The organism is Streptomyces sp. NPDC001787 (genome assembly GCF_040297465.1).
In the GTDB taxonomy this organism is placed as follows: Bacteria; Actinomycetota; Actinomycetes; order Streptomycetales; family Streptomycetaceae; genus Streptomyces.
Map to the genome: position 1 here is coordinate 206970 of NZ_JBEOZE010000003.1, position 16567 is coordinate 223536.

The 16567-nt window shown below is 70.2% G+C and carries 18 protein-coding genes and 1 tRNA gene; 10 read left to right on the plus strand and 9 right to left on the minus strand.

Going from position 1 to position 16567, the window contains the following annotated elements:
* Positions 1-14: 14 nt before the first annotated feature.
* Complete coding sequence (locus ABT170_RS05870; protein ID WP_351864671.1) at positions 15-890, minus strand: DUF5819 family protein; 876 nt, start codon at positions 888-890, stop codon at positions 15-17.
* Positions 891-1005: 115 nt separating this feature from the next.
* Between ABT170_RS05870 and paaA the strand changes: the two genes are divergently transcribed.
* The 6 genes from paaA (at position 1006) to ABT170_RS05900 (ending at position 6034) form a co-directional block, all read left to right on the plus strand.
* Positions 1006-2028: a 1,2-phenylacetyl-CoA epoxidase subunit PaaA gene (gene paaA, locus ABT170_RS05875; protein WP_329944663.1), complete on the plus strand. Its 1023-nt coding sequence runs from the start codon at positions 1006-1008 to the stop codon at positions 2026-2028.
* Positions 2025-2315 carry a 1,2-phenylacetyl-CoA epoxidase subunit PaaB gene (gene paaB / locus ABT170_RS05880; RefSeq protein ID WP_329944664.1) on the plus strand — a complete coding sequence of 97 codons (291 nt, stop codon included), beginning with the start codon at positions 2025-2027 and terminating at the stop codon, positions 2313-2315. Before paaA ends, paaB begins: the two co-directional genes overlap by 4 nt.
* A complete protein-coding gene (gene paaC, locus ABT170_RS05885; protein WP_351864381.1) occupies positions 2312-3013 on the plus strand; it encodes a 1,2-phenylacetyl-CoA epoxidase subunit PaaC in 702 nt (233 codons plus the stop codon). The genes paaB and paaC overlap by 4 nt, the downstream gene beginning before the upstream one ends.
* Positions 3007-3504, plus strand: a complete 498-nt coding sequence (paaD, locus tag ABT170_RS05890) for a 1,2-phenylacetyl-CoA epoxidase subunit PaaD (RefSeq protein ID WP_329944666.1) — start codon at positions 3007-3009, stop codon at positions 3502-3504. Before paaC ends, paaD begins: the two co-directional genes overlap by 7 nt.
* A complete protein-coding gene (locus ABT170_RS05895) occupies positions 3505-4566 on the plus strand; it encodes a 2Fe-2S iron-sulfur cluster-binding protein (RefSeq protein WP_329944667.1) in 1062 nt (353 codons plus the stop codon). It abuts the gene before it with no gap.
* Between the two features lie 214 nt (positions 4567-4780).
* On the plus strand, positions 4781-6034 hold the full coding sequence (locus tag ABT170_RS05900) for an acyl-CoA dehydrogenase family protein (RefSeq protein WP_351864385.1): 1254 nt from the start codon (positions 4781-4783) through the stop codon (positions 6032-6034).
* A gap of 76 nt (positions 6035-6110) precedes the next feature.
* Here ABT170_RS05900 and ABT170_RS05905 read toward each other — a convergent pair whose 3' ends face one another.
* From ABT170_RS05905 to ABT170_RS05920, 4 genes are all read right to left on the minus strand, one after another.
* Entirely contained in the window at positions 6111-6455 is a 345-nt protein-coding gene (locus ABT170_RS05905) for a rhodanese-like domain-containing protein (protein ID WP_329944669.1), read from the minus strand.
* 47 nt (positions 6456-6502) lie between these two features.
* Positions 6503-7447, minus strand: coding sequence for a hypothetical protein (locus ABT170_RS05910; protein WP_351864388.1), 945 nt, complete (start codon positions 7445-7447; stop codon positions 6503-6505).
* A 58-nt stretch (positions 7448-7505) separates the two neighbouring features.
* Positions 7506-8939 carry a DUF2252 domain-containing protein gene (locus ABT170_RS05915; protein WP_351864391.1) on the minus strand — a complete coding sequence of 478 codons (1434 nt, stop codon included), beginning with the start codon at positions 8937-8939 and terminating at the stop codon, positions 7506-7508.
* A 136-nt stretch (positions 8940-9075) separates the two neighbouring features.
* Positions 9076-10221, minus strand: a complete 1146-nt coding sequence (locus tag ABT170_RS05920; RefSeq protein WP_351864394.1) for a hypothetical protein — start codon at positions 10219-10221, stop codon at positions 9076-9078.
* Positions 10222-10300: 79 nt separating this feature from the next.
* On the opposite strand from ABT170_RS05920, the gene ABT170_RS05925 reads away from it, so the two are divergent.
* On the plus strand, positions 10301-10750 hold the full coding sequence (locus ABT170_RS05925) for a MarR family winged helix-turn-helix transcriptional regulator (protein WP_329944673.1): 450 nt from the start codon (positions 10301-10303) through the stop codon (positions 10748-10750).
* A gap of 132 nt (positions 10751-10882) precedes the next feature.
* On the opposite strand, the gene ABT170_RS05930 is transcribed toward ABT170_RS05925, so the two are convergent.
* Positions 10883-11230: a winged helix-turn-helix transcriptional regulator gene (locus ABT170_RS05930; protein WP_266922218.1), complete on the minus strand. Its 348-nt coding sequence runs from the start codon at positions 11228-11230 to the stop codon at positions 10883-10885.
* A gap of 150 nt (positions 11231-11380) precedes the next feature.
* Here ABT170_RS05930 and ABT170_RS05935 point away from each other — a divergent pair, with 150 nt between their 5' ends.
* A complete protein-coding gene (locus tag ABT170_RS05935; RefSeq protein ID WP_351864397.1) occupies positions 11381-11992 on the plus strand; it encodes an FMN-dependent NADH-azoreductase in 612 nt (203 codons plus the stop codon).
* A gap of 105 nt (positions 11993-12097) precedes the next feature.
* Here ABT170_RS05935 and ABT170_RS05940 read toward each other — a convergent pair whose 3' ends face one another.
* Positions 12098-12838: a ScbR family autoregulator-binding transcription factor gene (locus ABT170_RS05940; RefSeq protein ID WP_329944676.1), complete on the minus strand. Its 741-nt coding sequence runs from the start codon at positions 12836-12838 to the stop codon at positions 12098-12100.
* Positions 12839-13237: 399 nt separating this feature from the next.
* Here ABT170_RS05940 and ABT170_RS05945 point away from each other — a divergent pair, with 399 nt between their 5' ends.
* A complete protein-coding gene (locus ABT170_RS05945; protein WP_351864401.1) occupies positions 13238-14332 on the plus strand; it encodes an AfsA-related hotdog domain-containing protein in 1095 nt (364 codons plus the stop codon).
* 147 nt (positions 14333-14479) lie between these two features.
* Positions 14480-15118: a response regulator gene (locus ABT170_RS05950; protein WP_443034331.1), complete on the plus strand. Its 639-nt coding sequence runs from the start codon at positions 14480-14482 to the stop codon at positions 15116-15118.
* A gap of 221 nt (positions 15119-15339) precedes the next feature.
* On the opposite strand, the gene ABT170_RS05955 is transcribed toward ABT170_RS05950, so the two are convergent.
* Both ABT170_RS05955 and ABT170_RS05960 read right to left on the minus strand, forming a co-directional pair.
* Positions 15340-16044 (minus strand): phosphatase PAP2 family protein, encoded by a 705-nt coding sequence (locus tag ABT170_RS05955; protein ID WP_351864404.1) that lies wholly within the window; start codon positions 16042-16044, stop codon positions 15340-15342.
* Between the two features lie 264 nt (positions 16045-16308).
* Positions 16309-16391: transfer RNA gene (locus tag ABT170_RS05960), tRNA-Leu, on the minus strand.
* Between the last annotated feature and the right edge of the window lie 176 nt (positions 16392-16567).

The window sequence follows — 16567 nt, forward strand, 5'->3', positions numbered from 1 at the left end:
CGGGGAGGATGTGGTCACTTGTCCGCCTCCTCGCCGCGCGACGCCTGCGGCGCTCCGGCGTTCTCGGGAAGATCGTCCGGGGTCACGGTCCACCACGGGAGCACCCGGTAGTTCGGCCGGGTGCTGATCTTCTCCTCGCTCCAGGAGGGCGGCCCGACGGAGCGGGTCTCGGAACGCACCTGGATGCGCTCGACGGTGCCCCCGTAGTCCCGCTCGCTGAGGCGCAGCATCACGATGCGCCGGATGTAGCGCTCGGAGAGATCCCCGCGCAGGCCGTTGGGGCGGTTCGCGCTGTCATGGGAGTTGACGAAGAAGTCCCAGCCCCGGCGGAGCTCGTTCTGATTCACGTGGCTGGGGAAGAAACTGCCACGTATCGCTTTGCCGTCCTCGCCGGAGAGGCTCATCCACGGGGTGGTGGTGCGGCGGCCGTCGGCACCGGCCACCTCGGCCCGCACATGGACGGCGATGTTCTGCTGGAGCGGATTGGGGGCGAACAGCTTCCAGTTCTGCTCGAACTCCGGGTAGACCCATTCGTCGACCGTTTCACCATGCTGCTTGGTCAGGGTGTTGGACGGTGCGACGTGCAGAAAGACCATGGCCACCTGGGCACAGGCGAGCAGTCCGATGAGGGACAGCGCGAGGGCCGCGACGGCTTGGTACCGGAAGGAGAGCGCGGCTATGCCGCCGCCGGCGGAGCCGGGCCCGGGGTCCGCCGGAACGTCCGCCGACGCGGGCGCCGGGATGTCCGCCGAGCCGCCCGCCGGGGCAGCGGGCAGGCCGTCCGCCCGGGGCGACGGCGAGGCTTGCGGCGGGGCGTCACCGTGGCTCACCACCTGCGGCCAGGGGCCCTTCTCCCTGCTGTCGGAGCGCCCACCGTGGTCCGAATCCATCCCGCCCCGCTCACCGTCGATCACCACCGAGTTATCCACAGGGTTGACACCCTACGGGCCGCCGACTCACCATTGAAGTCATTGAACCGAACGATCGGTCGGTAGGGAGTCCGGGATGGCGGCAGTGACCGCGGGCCAGAAGGCGCAGAGAACGGCAGACCCAGCGGATACGGCGGACGCGGCCCGCGTCGCGGCATTCGACGCGGCGGTGGCGGCCGACGACCGGATCGAGCCGCGCGACTGGATGCCGGAGGCGTACCGGGCCTCGCTGGTCCGTCAGATGGCGCAGCACGCCCACTCGGAAATCATCGGCATGCAGCCCGAGGCCAACTGGATCACCCGCGCGCCCTCCCTGCGGCGCAAGGCCATCCTGATGGCCAAGGTGCAGGACGAGGCCGGACACGGGCTCTATCTCTACAGCGCCGCCGAGACGCTGGGCACCAGCCGCGAGGAGCTGCTCGACAAGCTCCACGCGGGACGCCAGCGCTATTCCTCGATCTTCAATTACCCGACGCTGACCTGGGCGGACGTCGGGGCGATCGGCTGGCTGGTGGATGGCGCCGCGATCACCAACCAGGTGCCGCTCTGCCGCTGCTCGTACGGCCCCTACGCGCGGGCGATGGTCCGGATCTGCAAGGAGGAGTCCTTCCACCAGCGCCAGGGGTACGAGCTGCTGCTCGCCCTGAGCCGGGGCACCCCGGAGCAGCACGAGATGGCGCAGGACGCGGTCAACCGCTGGTGGTGGCCCTCCCTGATGATGTTCGGCCCGCCCGATGACGCGTCGGCGCACTCGGCGCAGTCGATGGCCTGGAAGATCAAGCGCCACTCCAACGACGAACTGCGCCAACGCTTCGTGGACATCTGCGTACCGCAGGCCGAGGCTCTGGGACTCGCCCTCCCGGACCCCGACATCCGGTGGAACGAGGAGCGCGGCCAGCACGACTTCGGCGCGATCGACTGGACGGAGTTCCAGGAGGTCCTCAAGGGCAACGGCCCCTGCAACGAGCAGCGCCTCACCCAGCGCCGCGAGGCACACGAAGAAGGAGCCTGGGTCCGGGACGCGGCAGCGGCGTACGCGGCCAAACACCCGGCCCGGGGATCCGCACAGCACACCCAGCCCGGGGAGGCGACGGCATGAGCAGCACGACCGACTGGCCGCTGTGGGAGGTGTTCGTACGCTCGCGGCGCGGACTGTCGCACACCCACGCGGGCAGTCTGCACGCACCCGACGCCGAGATGGCCCTGCGCAACGCACGCGATCTGTACACGCGCCGTTCCGAGGGCGTCTCGATCTGGGTGGTCCCGTCCACGGAGATCACCGCGTCCTCCCCGGACGAGAAGGACTCGTTCTTCGAACCGGCCGGGGACAAGCCCTACCGGCACCCGACGTTCTACGAGATCCCGGAAGGGGTGAAGCACCTGTGAGCGCGGCTCTCGCCCTGGGCGACGACGCGCTGGTGCTCTCGCACCGGCTGGGGGAGTGGGCGGGCCACGCTCCCGTGCTGGAGGAGGAAGTGGCCCTCGCCAACATCGCCCTGGACCTCCTGGGGCAGGCCAGGGTGCTGCTCTCCCTCGTCGGCGACGAGGACGAGCTCGCCTACCTCCGCGAGGAACGGGCCTTCCGCAACCTCCAGCTGGTCGAGCAGCCCAATGGCGACTTCGCCCACACCATCGCCCGCCAGCTCTACTTCTCCGTCCATCAGCACCTGCTGTACGCCGAGTTGGCGGCCGGACGGAGCCGGTTCACGGATCTCGCGGCGAAGGCGGTCAAGGAGGTCGCCTACCACCGGGACCACGCCGAGCACTGGGTCCTGCGGCTGGGCGACGGCACGGCCGAGAGCCACGAGCGGCTCCAGACCGGCCTGGACGCCCTGTGGCGCTTCACCGGCGAGATGTTCCAGCACGTCGAAGGACTGGACATCGACTGGCAGGCACTGCAAGGCAGTTGGCTGGCGGCCATCACCGATGTCATGGAGCGGGCCACGCTGAGCGTCCCGGACGGTCCGCAGTCCGGGGCCTGGGCGGCCGGGGCCGGCCGCCAGGGGCTGCACACCGAGCCGTTCGGCAGGATGATCGCCGAAATGCAGCACCTGCACCGCAGCCATCCGGGGGCGTCATGGTGACCGAGACCCTGCTGGAGGAGGAGCTGCACAGGCTGGCCGGCTCCGTGCCCGACCCCGAGCTGCCGGTCCTGACACTGGAGGAGCTCGGCGTCCTGCGGGGCGTCCAGGTGGTCGCCCCGGGCCGGGTGACAGTGCGGCTCACCCCGACGTACACCGGCTGCCCGGCGATCGAGGCCATGTCCGCCGACATCGAGCGGGTACTGCACGACCACGGCATACCGGAGGTCTCCGTGGTCACCGTGCTCGCACCGGCCTGGACGACGGACGACATCAGCGCCGAGGGACGGCGCAAGCTCGCCGAGTTCGGTATCGCCCCGCCACGCGCCCACGGCGCGGACGGGGGACCCGTGCCACTGACGCTCGCGGTGCGCTGCCCGCACTGCGGCTCCACCGATACGGAGCTGCTGAGCCGGTTCTCCTCCACGGCGTGCAAGGCACTGCGCCGTTGCGTCACCTGCCGCGAACCGTTCGACCACTTCAAGGAGTTGTAGATGTTCCATCCGCTCCGGGTCAGCGCGATCGAACGGATCACTGACGACGCGGTGGCCGTCACCTTCGCCGTGCCGGCCGAGCTGCGCGAGACCTTCCGCCACGCCCCGGGTCAGCATCTCAACGTGCGTTACACCGTGGACGGCGCGGAGATCCGGCGCTCGTACTCGATCTGCGCACCGGCCGCGGAGCAGCCGGCCGAACCGGTGCTGCGGGTCGGCATCCGCATGGTCGACGGCGGCGCGTTCTCCACATACGCCCTGAAGGAGCTGGCCGTCGGGGACGAGGTCGAGGCCATGGCCCCGATGGGCCGCTTCGTCCTGAAACCGCGTCCCGGCCTCTTCGCGGCGGTCGTCGGGGGAAGCGGCATCACCCCGGTGCTGTCGATGGCGGCGACGCTGCTGGCACGGGAACCGCAGGCACGGTTCTGCCTGATCCGCAGCGACCGGACGGCGGCGTCGACGATGTTCCTCGACGAGGTCGCCGACCTGAAGGACCGGTATCCGGACCGCTTCCAGCTGGTGACGGCGCTCTCCAGGGAGGAGCAGTCGGCCGGGCTCCCGTCCGGGCGGCTGGACCGTGATCGGCTCACCGGTCTGCTGCCCGCTCTGCTGCCCGTGCGGGACGTGGACGGCTGGTTCCTCTGCGGGCCGTTCGGCCTGGTGCGGGGGGCGGAGGGCGCGCTGCGCGATCTCGGCGTCGACCGGGCCCGGATCCATCAGGAGATCTTCCACGTCGACGAGGGCCCTGCGGCACCCGCCGCCGCGGCCCGCGTCGCCTCGCCGGCCGACAGCACTCTCACCGCGACTCTCCACGGCCGTTCGGGGAGCTGGCCGGTGCAGGATGCCGAGTCGCTGTTGGAGACGGTCCTGCGCAGCCGCTCGGACGCGCCGTACGCCTGCAAGGGCGGGGTGTGCGGGACCTGCCGGGCCTTTCTCGTGTCGGGCGAGGTGCGGATGGACCGCAACTTCGCGCTGGAGCCGGAGGAGACAGGGGCAGGCTTCGTGCTGGCGTGCCAGTCGCACCCGCTGACGCCGGAGGTGGAGCTGGACTTCGACCGCTGACCTTCCTCGTGCGCGGAGCGCTCGGGCGCCCGAGCGCTCCAGGCCGTCCGGGTGCTCGGGGTGCTCCAGGTCCTCCGGGTCTTCCAGGTGCTCCGGGACCTCCAGCGCTCACGGTGTTCCCTTCCTGTAGAACCTGTTCTATCTTGACGGTCCGTCAGGTCCGGTTGCGGACAGCGCGGTTCAGGGACGCTACGGTTCGCGGGAGGCCGGGACAGTGGACTTCACCTTCACCGAGGAACAGCAGGCGGCCGTAGAGGCGGCAAAGGCGGTCTTCTCCGGCGTCGCACCCGACGCCGTGCCCAGTCCCGCACTGACCCCGGGTGCGGTCGCCGAGGACATCGACAGGGCACTGTGGGCCGGGCTCGCGGGTACGGATCTGCTGAGCCTCACGCTGTCGCCGGAATACGGCGGGGCCGGCCTCGACCCGGTCGCCCTGTGCCTGGTGCTGCGCGAGTCGGCGAAGGTGCTGGCCAGGGTTCCGTTGCTGGAGGGCTGCGCGGTCGCGATGGCCCTCCAGCGCCACGGCGACCGCACGCTGGCGGCCGAGCTGCTGCCCGGCTTCGGCCGGGGCGAGCTCGTCCTGACCGTCGGGGCCAACGGGCGCACCGGACACGACCCGGCCGAGCTCGCCGTCACCGCCCACCGGGCAACGGCGCGCCCCGTCGGCGAAGGAACCACCGAAGCCGGGGCCGAAACCGGATCCCGGACAGGAGCCGAAGCCGGATCCAGGACCGGGGCCGCAGCCACGGCAGGAGCCGAGGCGGCGAACACGTCGGGGTGGGTGCTCGACGGGGTGCAGTCAGGGGTGCCCTGGGCCCAGATCGCGGACTGGATCGCGATCCCCGCCCATACGGGAGAGGGCCGGTCGGTCCTGGCGCTGGTGCGCCGCGCCCAGGACGGCGTGACGCTCGCCGAGCAGGTTTCCACGAACGGCGAGCGCCTGGCGGAGGTCACACTCCGGTCCGTGCGTATCGACGACCGCGAGCTGATCGATGCTCCGGGTGCCTGGGACTGGCTGCGGTCGCTGCTGACCACCGGTACCTGCGCGCTGGCCCTGGGGCTGGGCGAACGGGTGCTCTCGATGACCAGTGCGTACACGGGCAAGCGCGAGCAGTTCGGCTTCCCGGTGGCCACGTTCCAGGCCGTGGCCGTGCAGGCGGCCGACAGGTACATCGATCTGCGGGCCATGGAAGTGACCCTCTGGCAGGCCGCCTGGCGCATCTCCACCGAGTCCGGAGGCGCGCTCCCTCCCGCGGGCGACATCGCCGTGGCGAAGATCTGGGCCTCGGACGGCGTCCGCCGCATCGTGCAGACCGCTCAGCACCTGCACGGCGGCTTCGGCGCGGACACGGACTACCCCCTGCACCGCTACCACGCCTGGGCGAAGCAGATCGAGCTGTCCCTGGGACCGGCGGCGGCCCATGAGGAGGCCTTGGGCGATCTGCTGGCCGCCCATCCCCTCGGCTGACGCACAGGGTCCGGAACCGCCGGGCCCCGGTGCGGAACCCGATGCTCGCGGTTCAGCGGAACCCGGTGCTCGCGGTTCAGAGGACGAACGCCGGATTCCCGCCGTCCGCGACCATCGGGCGCCCGGCGCCGTCCCAGGCGAGCATCCCGCCGTCGATGTTCACCGCGTCGATGCCCTGCTGAACCAGATACTGGGTGACCTGCGCGGACCGGCCGCCGACCCGGCACATCACATGCACGCGCCGGCCGTCCTCGGCGGCTTCGGTCAGCTCACCGAAGCGGCCGACGAAGTCACTCATCGGAATGTGCAGCGCGCCCTCGACATGTCCGGCCGCCCATTCGTCGTTCTCCCGGACATCCAGGACGAGGCCGTCCGACGGCACCGCCGCGACGTCCACCGAGGGCAGCTGGGCGAAATTCATGGGTCAGGCCTTCTCTCGTCACATACGCGGCACAGTCATCCGAAACGCTACTGCACCATCTCCGAGAGCTCGGCCTCACGCCGGGACACCTCGCCCAGGAGCTGTTCGCCGATGTCCTCCAGCAGCCTGTCCGGGTCGTCCGGGGCCATCCGCAGCATCGAGCCGATCGCGCTCTCCTCCAGCTCCCGCGCGAGCACCGTGAGCAGCTCCTTGCGGCGGCTGAGCCATTCCAGCCGGGCGTAGAGCTCCTCGCTCTCGCTGAGCGGGGCCTCCGGCGGGACCGGGCCCGCCGCCCACTCCTCGACCAGTTCCCGCAGCAGGGCCTCGTCCCCGCGCCCGTAGGCGGCGTTGACCCGGGTGATGAACTCGTCCCGGCGCTCCCGCTCCCGCTCGTCCTGGGCCAGGTCCGGGTGGGCCTTGCGGGCCAGCTCGCGGTAGAGCTTGCGCGCCTCCTCGCTCGGCCGGACGCGCTTCGGCGGCCGGACCGGCTGCTCGGTGAGCATGGACGCCGCTTCGGGAGACAGCCCGTCGGAGTCCATCCAGTCGTGGAACAGCTCGTCGACCCCCGGCATCGGCATGACGACCGCCCGTGCCTCCTGGGCCTTGCGCACATCCTCGGGGTCACCGGTACGCGCGGCCCTAGCCTCCGCGATCAGCGCGTCCAGCTCGTCGAGGCGGGCGTACATCGGGCCGAGCTTCTGGTGGTGCAGCCGGGAGAAGTTCTCCACCTCGACCCGGAAGGTCTCCACCGCGATCTCGAACTCGATCAGCGCGTGCTCGGCCACCTGGACGGCCTTGGCGAGCCGCGCCTCGGGCCTCGGCGGCACCTGCTCGCCGTCGGGCACCGAGCCCTGTCCAGAGGCCTCTGCCGAACCCTGGCCAGGGTTCTGCGCGGGCTGCGGCCCGGCCTGCCGGTCGTTGTCCTGCCGGTCTTCGTCGATCCGGTCTTCGTCGTTCCGGGTGGTCGGCACCCCGGCGGCTTCGTGGGTCACCCGTCCAGCGTATGGCCACGACCGGCGCCCCGGGGACGCGCGGTCACCGCGGACCACGTCATATACCCAGCTCGGCGGCTATCCGCCCCGCCTTGACCGCCCGCACCAGCTCGGCATGGTCCGCTTCCGTACGGTCGGCGTAGGTGACCGCGAAGCCGGCCACCGCCTCGTCCAGTTCGGCACTCTTGCCGCAGTAGCCCGCGAGCAGCCGGGGGTCCGCGCTGTGCGCGTGCGCCCGCGCCAGCAGGGCACCCGTCATCCGCCCGTAGTCGTCGACCTGATCGGCCGCCAGCGCCGCCGGATCCACGCTTCCCTTGCGGTTCCTGAACTGCCGGACCTGGAACGGTCTGCCGTCGACCTCCGCCCAGCCGAGCAGTATGTCGCTGACGACCTGCATCCGCTTCTGCCCGAGCACCACCCGACGCCCTTCGTGCGCCGCCTCCGGAACATCGAATCCGACCGCCGGAAGAAACGGCGCCAGCGCGGACGGGCGCGCCTCCTTCACCTGGAGAACCAGCGGCTCACCGCGGTGGTCGAGCAGCAGCACCACATACGACCGGGTCCCCACGCTTCCGGTCCCGACCACCCGGAACGCCACATCGTGGATCGCGTACCGCGCGAGCAGCGGCACCCGGTCCTCGGAGACCGTACGCAGATAGCCGCCGAGGCCCGCCGCGACCGCCGAGGCCTCCGCGTCCGGCACCCGGCGCAGCACGGGCGCGGCATCGACGAACCGGCGCCCGCCGTCCCCGGTGTCCTCCGTGGACCTGGCGGCGAACCGGGCACTCGTGTTGTTGCGGGCCTTCGCCGAGACCCGCTCCAGCGTCCCGAGCAGATCCCGCGCGTCCGTGTGCGAGACGAGCTCCTCGTCCGCGATGGCGTTCCAGGCGTCCAGGGCGGGAAGTCCGGCCAGCAGCCGCATCGTCCGCCGGTACGCGCCGACGGTGTCGAACGCACCCCGTCGGCAGGTGTCCTCGTCGGCCCCGGCCGCACGTCCCGCCAGCACCAGCGAGGTGGCGAGCCGCTTGAGGTCCCATTCCCAGGGGCCGAAGACGGTCTCGTCGAAGTCGTTGAGATCGATGACCAGGCTGCCCCGCGCATCGCCGTAGAGTCCGAAGTTGGCGGCGTGCGCGTCGCCGCAGAGCTGAGCGCCCACCCCGGTGACCGGCGTGCCCATCAGGTCGTGGGCCATGAGCCCGGCCGAGCCCCGCAGAAACGCGAACGGCGTGGCGGCCATCCGTCCCACTCGGATCGGCGTCAGGCCCGGCACCCGGCCCCTGTTCGACTCCTCGACCGCCCGCACCGCGTCCGGCCGCCCTGAGGGGAGGACCAGCGCGTCGTGCGAGGAGCGCGGCACCCGTTCCCGCAGCGCCTTGCCGGCCGCCTTCGGCGACTTCGGTGCCGTGCGCGGGGCGAACCCGGGCACCTCCGGGATGCGCGGCACCGCCGTCGCCGCCCGCTCTTCCGGCATCGCCACCTCGACTTCATCCATGGAGCGCCGCCTCCCCCGCCCTTGTCCGACTGCCGTGCCCCGACATCGATCGACCACGACCGTACCGCCGTTCCCCAACAGCCGCCCGCTCCTGTGGATAACCACGCCGAACCCTGTGGACAACGTACTTCCCAGGTCAGACGCCGACCGCCTCCTCCAGCTCCTCCTCCAATTCCTCGTCCTGCTCCTCGCGCCGATCCGCCCGGTGCTCCGCCCGGTGCTCCGCCGCGACCGCGCCTCCGGCCCTTCCGGTGCCCCCGGCACCGGAAGCCGCCCCGGCCTCCGGCTGAACCGCTGCCCGCTTCCGGGCCTCGGCCAGACCGGCGGCGCCCATCACGGCCAGCCCCACGACGAACCACAGCACAAGCACCAGGACATGCCCGCCGAGCGCGTGACCGTCGAAGTAGACATGGCTGCGTACGCCTTCGACGAAGCCCGCGCCATTCCAGAAGGCGTGGAGGGAGCCGAAGAAACCGGGCTGCAGCTCGGGCCGGAAGATGCCTCCCGAGCTGGTGAAGTTGAGCATGACGAACAGCACCATCACCCCGAGCGTCGTCCACCGCTTGAGGAACGTGTGCAGCCCGACACCGATCAGCAGGATTCCCGCCGAATAGAGCCAGGCCATCGCCCAGAGGCCACCGAGTCCTTGGTCCACGAGGCCGAAGAGCGGCCCGGCGAACACGGCACCGATGAGGCTCACCACGAGTGAGGCACCCGCCACGAGCGCCGCCCTGATCCGCAGCGCCAGCGCACCGCCCGCGCCGCCGATCACGGCGACCGACGCGTACGACCCGATGCTGATGGCGACCAGCAGGAAGAAGATCCCCTGCCCGGTCGGATCGCCGTCCGCCGTCGGCGCCACGTTCGTTACCTTCAGCGGGGCTCCCTGCCCGGCCGCCACCTCGGTGAAGACCTTCTGCACCACCGTCGCGCTGGTGTCCGACGAGGCGGTGGCCACCACCAGTTCGGGGCTCTTCCCCGGCAGGTAAGCGCCGTAACTCGCCTGACTGTTCAGGTGATCCACCGCGGTGCCTCGGTCGGCGACGGTCCGCACGTCCAGCGCGCCGTCGCCCTCGTTCTGCAAGGTCTGCGCGAGCATCTGGGCGCTCGGCCCCGAGCCGACCACGTCCACGCGCAGATCGTGCGGCTCCGGGGCATGGAACGCGCCCAGATAGGCCAGCCCCATGCCGACGCACATCAGCAGCGGGGTGATGAGGTGACTGAGCACATGACGCAGCGCACCGGCGGTGGTGCCGGAAGCGGTACTCGGGCCTGCGGGCATCAGACGATCTCCTATGGTTGGCTTTTACAACTTTCAGATCCGTTGTACTATACAACTGAAATTCGAGGAAGGTGAATCCGTGCCAGGCACCCCGGGAGAGCGTGAGAAGTCGCTGGACGTCATCCAGCGCGAGCTGACCGCCTTCGCGCGCCGAGCACGCGCGGCGGCGGCGCGACTCCACCCGGAGCTGCCCCTGGTCTCGTACACCTTGCTGGCGCACATCGACGACCGGCACGGCTGCCGCGCCACGGACCTGGCCGCGCACTACATGCTCGACAAATCAACCGTCAGCAGGCAGATCGGAACCCTGGAGAAGCTCGGCCTGGTCGAGCGCCACCCGGACCCGACCGACCACCGCATCCAGGTACTGCACCCCACCGAAGCGGGCACAGCGGCCCTCGCCTCCACCCAGGCGAGCCGCCGGGCCGCCTATCAGGAGCGACTGGCCGAGTGGCCTGCGGAAGATCTCAGCCGGTTCGCGGAGTACCTGCTGCGCTACAACTCGGCCGGGGATTCAACGCAGCGGTAGCGGTTCCGCATCGGTAGCCGGTTCCGCATCGGTAATCAGCCTCACAGCGGCAGCCGACCCCTCGGCAACCGGCCCCTCGGCAGCGGGGCCGACGCCGCTACGGCAGCCGGTTCCCCAGCGGCAACCGGCCACTCAGCAGCCGGAATCCTCGCCCGGCAGATAGACGTCCGCCCACCGCCCGAGTTCCTTGAGGGCCGGCTCCATCGCGGCTCCCGCGTCGGTGAGGCGGTACGAGACGCGCAGCGGCGGCCCTTCATCGACCTCGCGCACCACCAGACCGGCGGCCCCCAGCTCGGACAGCCGGTCCGAGAGCATGCGCTCGCTGATACCGGGAATCGCGCGCCGCAGATCCGCGAAGTGCACGGACTGCCGCATCAGCACCGAGACGATCGGCCCGGTCCAGCGCTTGCCGAACAGCTCGAAGACGCGAGTGATGCCCACATCGACCCGCCGACAGGCCTGCTCGCTGTGATCCGCCATGCCCCTAGAGTACTGCGCCCACGTGAGGTGCTTACGAAAAGTAAGGGACTATGGTATTCATAGGTACACACGGAAAATTAGTTCCGATCGGCAGGTCCGCCTTCACGCCGGCCCGCCCCTCTCGCCCCCCTCATATCTGTGGAGACCTCCATGGCCACGCTTCTGCACCTCGACTCCGCCGTCTTCTCCCAGGGCTCCGCATCCCGGGACGTCACCTCGGCGTTCGTACAGGCCTGGCGCGAGCAGCACCCGGACGGCACGGTCGTCTACCGGGATCTCGCCGCCGAACCGCTGCCCCATCTGGACGCCGCAGGCGTGACCGCCGGTGCCGAGGACCCGCTGCGCCGGGAGCTGACCGAGGAGCTGGCCGCGGCGGACGCGGTCCTGATCGGCGCCCCGATGTACAACTTCTCCATCCCGTCCACGCTGAAGGCATGGCTGGACCAGGTGATCGTCGTCGGCCACAACGCCGGAGCTGACTCCCCCCTCGCGGGCACCCCGGTCACCGTCGTCGCGAGCCGCGGCGGCTCGTACGCGCCGGGCACCCCGCGCGAGGGATTCGAGTTCGTCCAGAACTACCTGGAGAAGGTACTGACGGGCATGTTCTCCGCCGAGGTCGACTTCATCGTTCCGGAACTGACCCTGGCGCACTCCAAGCCCGAGATGGCCGACCTGATACCGCTCGCCGAGAAGTCCCGCGCGCAGGCACTCAGCGACGCCGCCGAGAAGGCGAAGGCCCTCGCCGGGCGCATGGCCGCCTGACAGCACACCTGACGAGAAAAGGGCTGCGGGCTCAACCGAGCCCCGCAGCCCTACAGTCACGATCCGGGCGTTTCACGTGAAACGAAACGCCGCCTCCCCGGGGGGTCAGCCGCCTGCGGACAGACTCAGCCCGCCCGCACCCACCGTCGCTCCGAAACCGGCACCCACAGGGCCGCTCAGGGGGTCGCCGCCCCCCTCACTCTCCTCGGCCTCCTGCCTCTCCCGCTCCCGCGCCTGAGCGGCCAGGTCCACCCGGCCCTCCGGCTTGATGTGCACGATGACACCGGGGTTGGCGATGGACGGCAGGATGTGGCGCCACATCTGGGCCACGCGCTCCCGCAGATCGGCCCGTCCGGAGTTGGCCTCCGAGATCAGCTGAATACCGGTGAACGACGCGACGATGACCTCCGCCGACACCAGCGGGTCGATCTGGGGGAGCACCTCGCCGCGCTCCTTGCCCAGTTGCAGCATCCGGGCCGTCGCCGCGATCCAGTCGCTCCACGGGTGCGGGCCACCGAGAAACACACCCTCGATGGAGAGGCGCGTACCGGCACGCGCCATCGAGTCGTGGCGCAGGGCGAACGCGAACTGCTGACCACCGTCCACCAGTGACTGGAGCGGAGATCCGTCCTCCACCAGGTCCACCGTGGCCGTCTGCTCGTCCATGATTGCCTGAGCGATGGCTTCCTTGGACGCGAAGTGGAAGTACAGGGCGCCCTTGGTCACCTTGGCGCGGCGGAGGATCTCCGAGATGGCCGCACGCTCGTAGCCGTAGTCGTCGAAGACACTCGCCGCGGCTTCCACGATCGACCGCCTTGTCTGCACCGCGCGAGCCTGCTTCGCCATCTCTTGCCTCCGGGACGTTCTGTGCGCTCGGCCGTTGGCGCCGAGCAACCGAGCAACCGTCAATCCAGCATCAGTAGTCAGCGTATGCAAGCACTTCACTCTAACCGACCAACGGTCTGTTTATGTACTGGACCATAGGCGTCGAGTGCGCGGTGCGCACTACGCCGCCGGGTCGCCAATGCGCTGCCTCCCTACCCCACCTGCCCTACGGAAAACCCCCTTCTCCCCGTGAACCACGGGGGTTTGCGCAGCAGTCGGCCCGCAAGTTGAGCACTTTCTCCCATAGCATCAGCTGCCACTCGCCAGCAGACTCATTGCATAAATAAACCGACCCCATGGTTTGGATTTGCAGGACTGTGGAAGTCAACCGACTCCCGCGACGTGAAAGGGGCAATTCGCGTGACCGCACTCGCCGCTCGGCCGGACCAGAACATGCGCAGCCGCACACCCTCCACCGGCGAGCCACCCATCATGAGCCTCGTACCACCGCACCTCGTGCACCGGTCCGACGAGTCGGATGTCCTGCTGACACACTTCGGACAGTCCGATGCTGACACGTATCAGTTCGCGGTCCAATGGCCAACGACACATGCGTTGTTCAGCTCGGTGCTGGGCCGTGCGAACCCCATGCTCATCGCGGAAACGGTCCGTCAGGCCGGCACCGTCCTGGCGCACATGGTCTACGAGGCCCCCATGGACGACCAGTTCCTGCTCTGGAACCTCCGGTACGAGTCCCTGCCCGGCCTCCACGGGACCGCCGGCACGCCGACTCCCACCGAAGCCGTCATACGCAACCCCGAGGTCACCCTGCGCGGACGCCGACTGGCCACGATCCGCATAGAGATGGACCTGTTCGCGGGCCCCCTGCGGATCGGTCAGGGCGAGGCCTCCGCCAACTGCCTCTCCGCAGCCGCCTATCGCCGTCTGCGCCCCGGGGTCGTGGATCTGGCCGACGTACCGCGCACCCCCATCCCGCCCTTCCGCGTGGGCAAGGAGAGCGAGCGGGACGTCATGCTGTCCCCCAGCGAAACCGTTCCTGCAGTCGCCGCCGAACCCGCCGGCCCCGCCGTCTCTGCCGAACCCGCCGGCCCTGCCGAACCCGACGGCCCCACCGGCCCCACCGGCCCCGCTGTGCCCGTCGGCACGCCCCGCACCGCCTCCTGGCAGCTGCGCGCCGACCGGAACCACCCCGTCATCTTCGACAGCCAGAGCGATCATCTGCCCGGCCGGGGCATCATCGAAGCCATGCGCCAGGCCGCTCAGCTCGCCTCGGGCCTCGAACACGCCCTCGTACCGTCCATGAACGCCGAGTTCCGCCGGTACGTCGAACTCGACCGCCCCTGCACCGTCAGCGCCGAGATACTGGGGGGCCGGCGTGACGGCCGGATACCCATAGAGGTGACCATGCGCCAGGACAACGAGGTCGCCGCCCTGGCCGTCCTGTACCTGGAGGACGCCGCAACCGCCCGCCACGACCTCCCCGTAGGCCCGTGACGAGTCGCGGGGCGGGATCCCGGTCACGGCGCGGCTGGGCGGACACGGAGACTGGTACCGGGATTCCCTGTCCCCGAGACGCCCGCGCCCGCTGAAGAGGAGCCAGCCATCCCCACCGTCAAGCTCATCCTGGCCGACGACGAGACAATGATCCGGGCAGGGCTCCGGGCCATCCTCGCCGGCGACCCCACGATCGAGGTCGTGGCCGAGGCGGCGGATGGGCGGGAGGCCATCGCGCTGACCCTGGAGCACCGGCCGGACGTCGTCCTGATGGACATCCGCATGCCGGTCATGGACGGTCTCACCGCGACCGAGGAGATCAAACGTGTCTCGCCCAGCACCTCGGTGCTCGTACTGACCACGTTCTCCGAGAGCGAGTACGTGAGCCGTGCCCTCGCCGGCGGGGCCTGCGGATTCATGCTCAAGTCCGGTGATCCGCGGGAACTGCTGGCCGGTGTGCACACCGCCGCGGCCGGTGCCTCCTGCCTCTCCGCGAAGGTGGCCCGGCATGTCGTCGCGGAGCTGAACCGTGGCTCGGCCCGGCACCGCGACGCCCGCAGAGCGGCACTGCTCCGGCAGATCGCCTCACTCACCGAGCGGGAGCGACAGGTGCTCGCACTCCTCGGCAGCGGGTTGTCCAACGCCGAGATCGCGCAGCGGATCCACGTCGTGGAGGGCACGGTGAAGAGCTACGTGAGCGCCGTCTTCACCGGTCTCGGTGTGCGCAACCGGGTCGAGGCCGCCATCGTCGCGTACGAGTGCGGGCTGACCGGCCACGAGGACTGAGGACCCACGCCACCACAGCACCACGAGACCCGCAGGGCCTACGAAACCCGCAGGGCCAGAACAGACCCCGGGACCAGGAGAGACCGCAGGACCAGAGCCACACGAAGCCCCAGAAGCCGTGGAACCCACGAAGGCCGCCCGCGGGCGGCCTTCGTCCATGTCACACGCTCACCACGTCACACATCACGTCACACATCACGTTCACGTCATGTCACGTCGCCTCACGCGGTCATCCCCGCGCCATGCCGTCCGCGTGACCTGCGGAACCTGCCGACCGCCCGGGTGCCGGGCCCCGCCAGGACCGCCATCAGCAACGGCGCGAGCACCGCCCCGAGCAGGAAACCCGCCGCCACATCGTGCAGATAGTGGACACCGACGTACACCCGTGACAGCGCGATCAGCACCGCCGGCAGCAGCGCCAGCAGCCCGATGAGGCGCCAGGAGAAGAGGAGAGCCAGCGCCGACGCGGCCGCGATGACGGAGTGGTTACTCGGGAAGGACCAGTCACCCGGCTCCGGGCACCGCGCGATCACCGTGACCCCGGGGATGTCCCGGCAGGGGCGCTCCTCGTGCAGCCAGACCTTGATGATCTCGCTCAGCGCATAGACCGCCGCCACCGCGACGGGGCCGAGCAGCGCCAGGGCCATCGTCCGGTCGTCGCCCCTGCGGGCCCGCCACCACTGGAGGACGAAGAGGGCGACGAAGACGAGTATCCCGCCCTCGGTGACGAGTTCCCCCAGCTTCTGCATCCACTCCGGGGTCCCGGCCGCCCACTGGGTGATCTCGCGGAACACCCCGACCCCGTAGTCGGGCCCCGCCTTCTCCGGCGGTCCGGCCGCCACCGGCAGGGCCGTACCGCTCGGCAGGCCTCCCCCGAGCGCCGCGCCGCCATGGGCGATCCCGCTGTGTGCTGTGTCGATGTACATAAGGGGTGTCGTTCTCCGCACGCCGTTCCCACGTTTTCCGGTCATCCGGACCGTAAGATCCGGCCGGATATGGGCACATCCCACCGAAGGAACCGGCCGCCCCTCTTCCGACAGGGCGCCACCCCGACTTTCGTCACCCCGGCCTTCGCCACCCCGGCTCCGGTCCCCCGACTCCCCTCAGCCGGTTTCGTCAGCCGGACAAGATCACGTCCGTACAACGAAGAAGCCCCCGCTCCGGATCTCTCCGAAGCGGGGGCTCTCTTGTGCGCGAGGGGGGATTTGAACCCCCACGTCCCTAAGGACACTGGCACCTGAAGCCAGCGCGTCTGCCGTTCCGCCACTCGCGCATGAGTGGTGTTTCCAGACTCTCTCACCGTGTGGTGCGAGCGCCTGGCGACATCCGGAAGATTAGCACGCTGGACAGGGTGGATTCACATCCGTTGTTTCGCCGATGCCAGGAGGGGAAGCGGGAACGCGGAGCCGTCGCCCCCACTCCTTCAGTGAGCACCCCGTGTGCGGGACA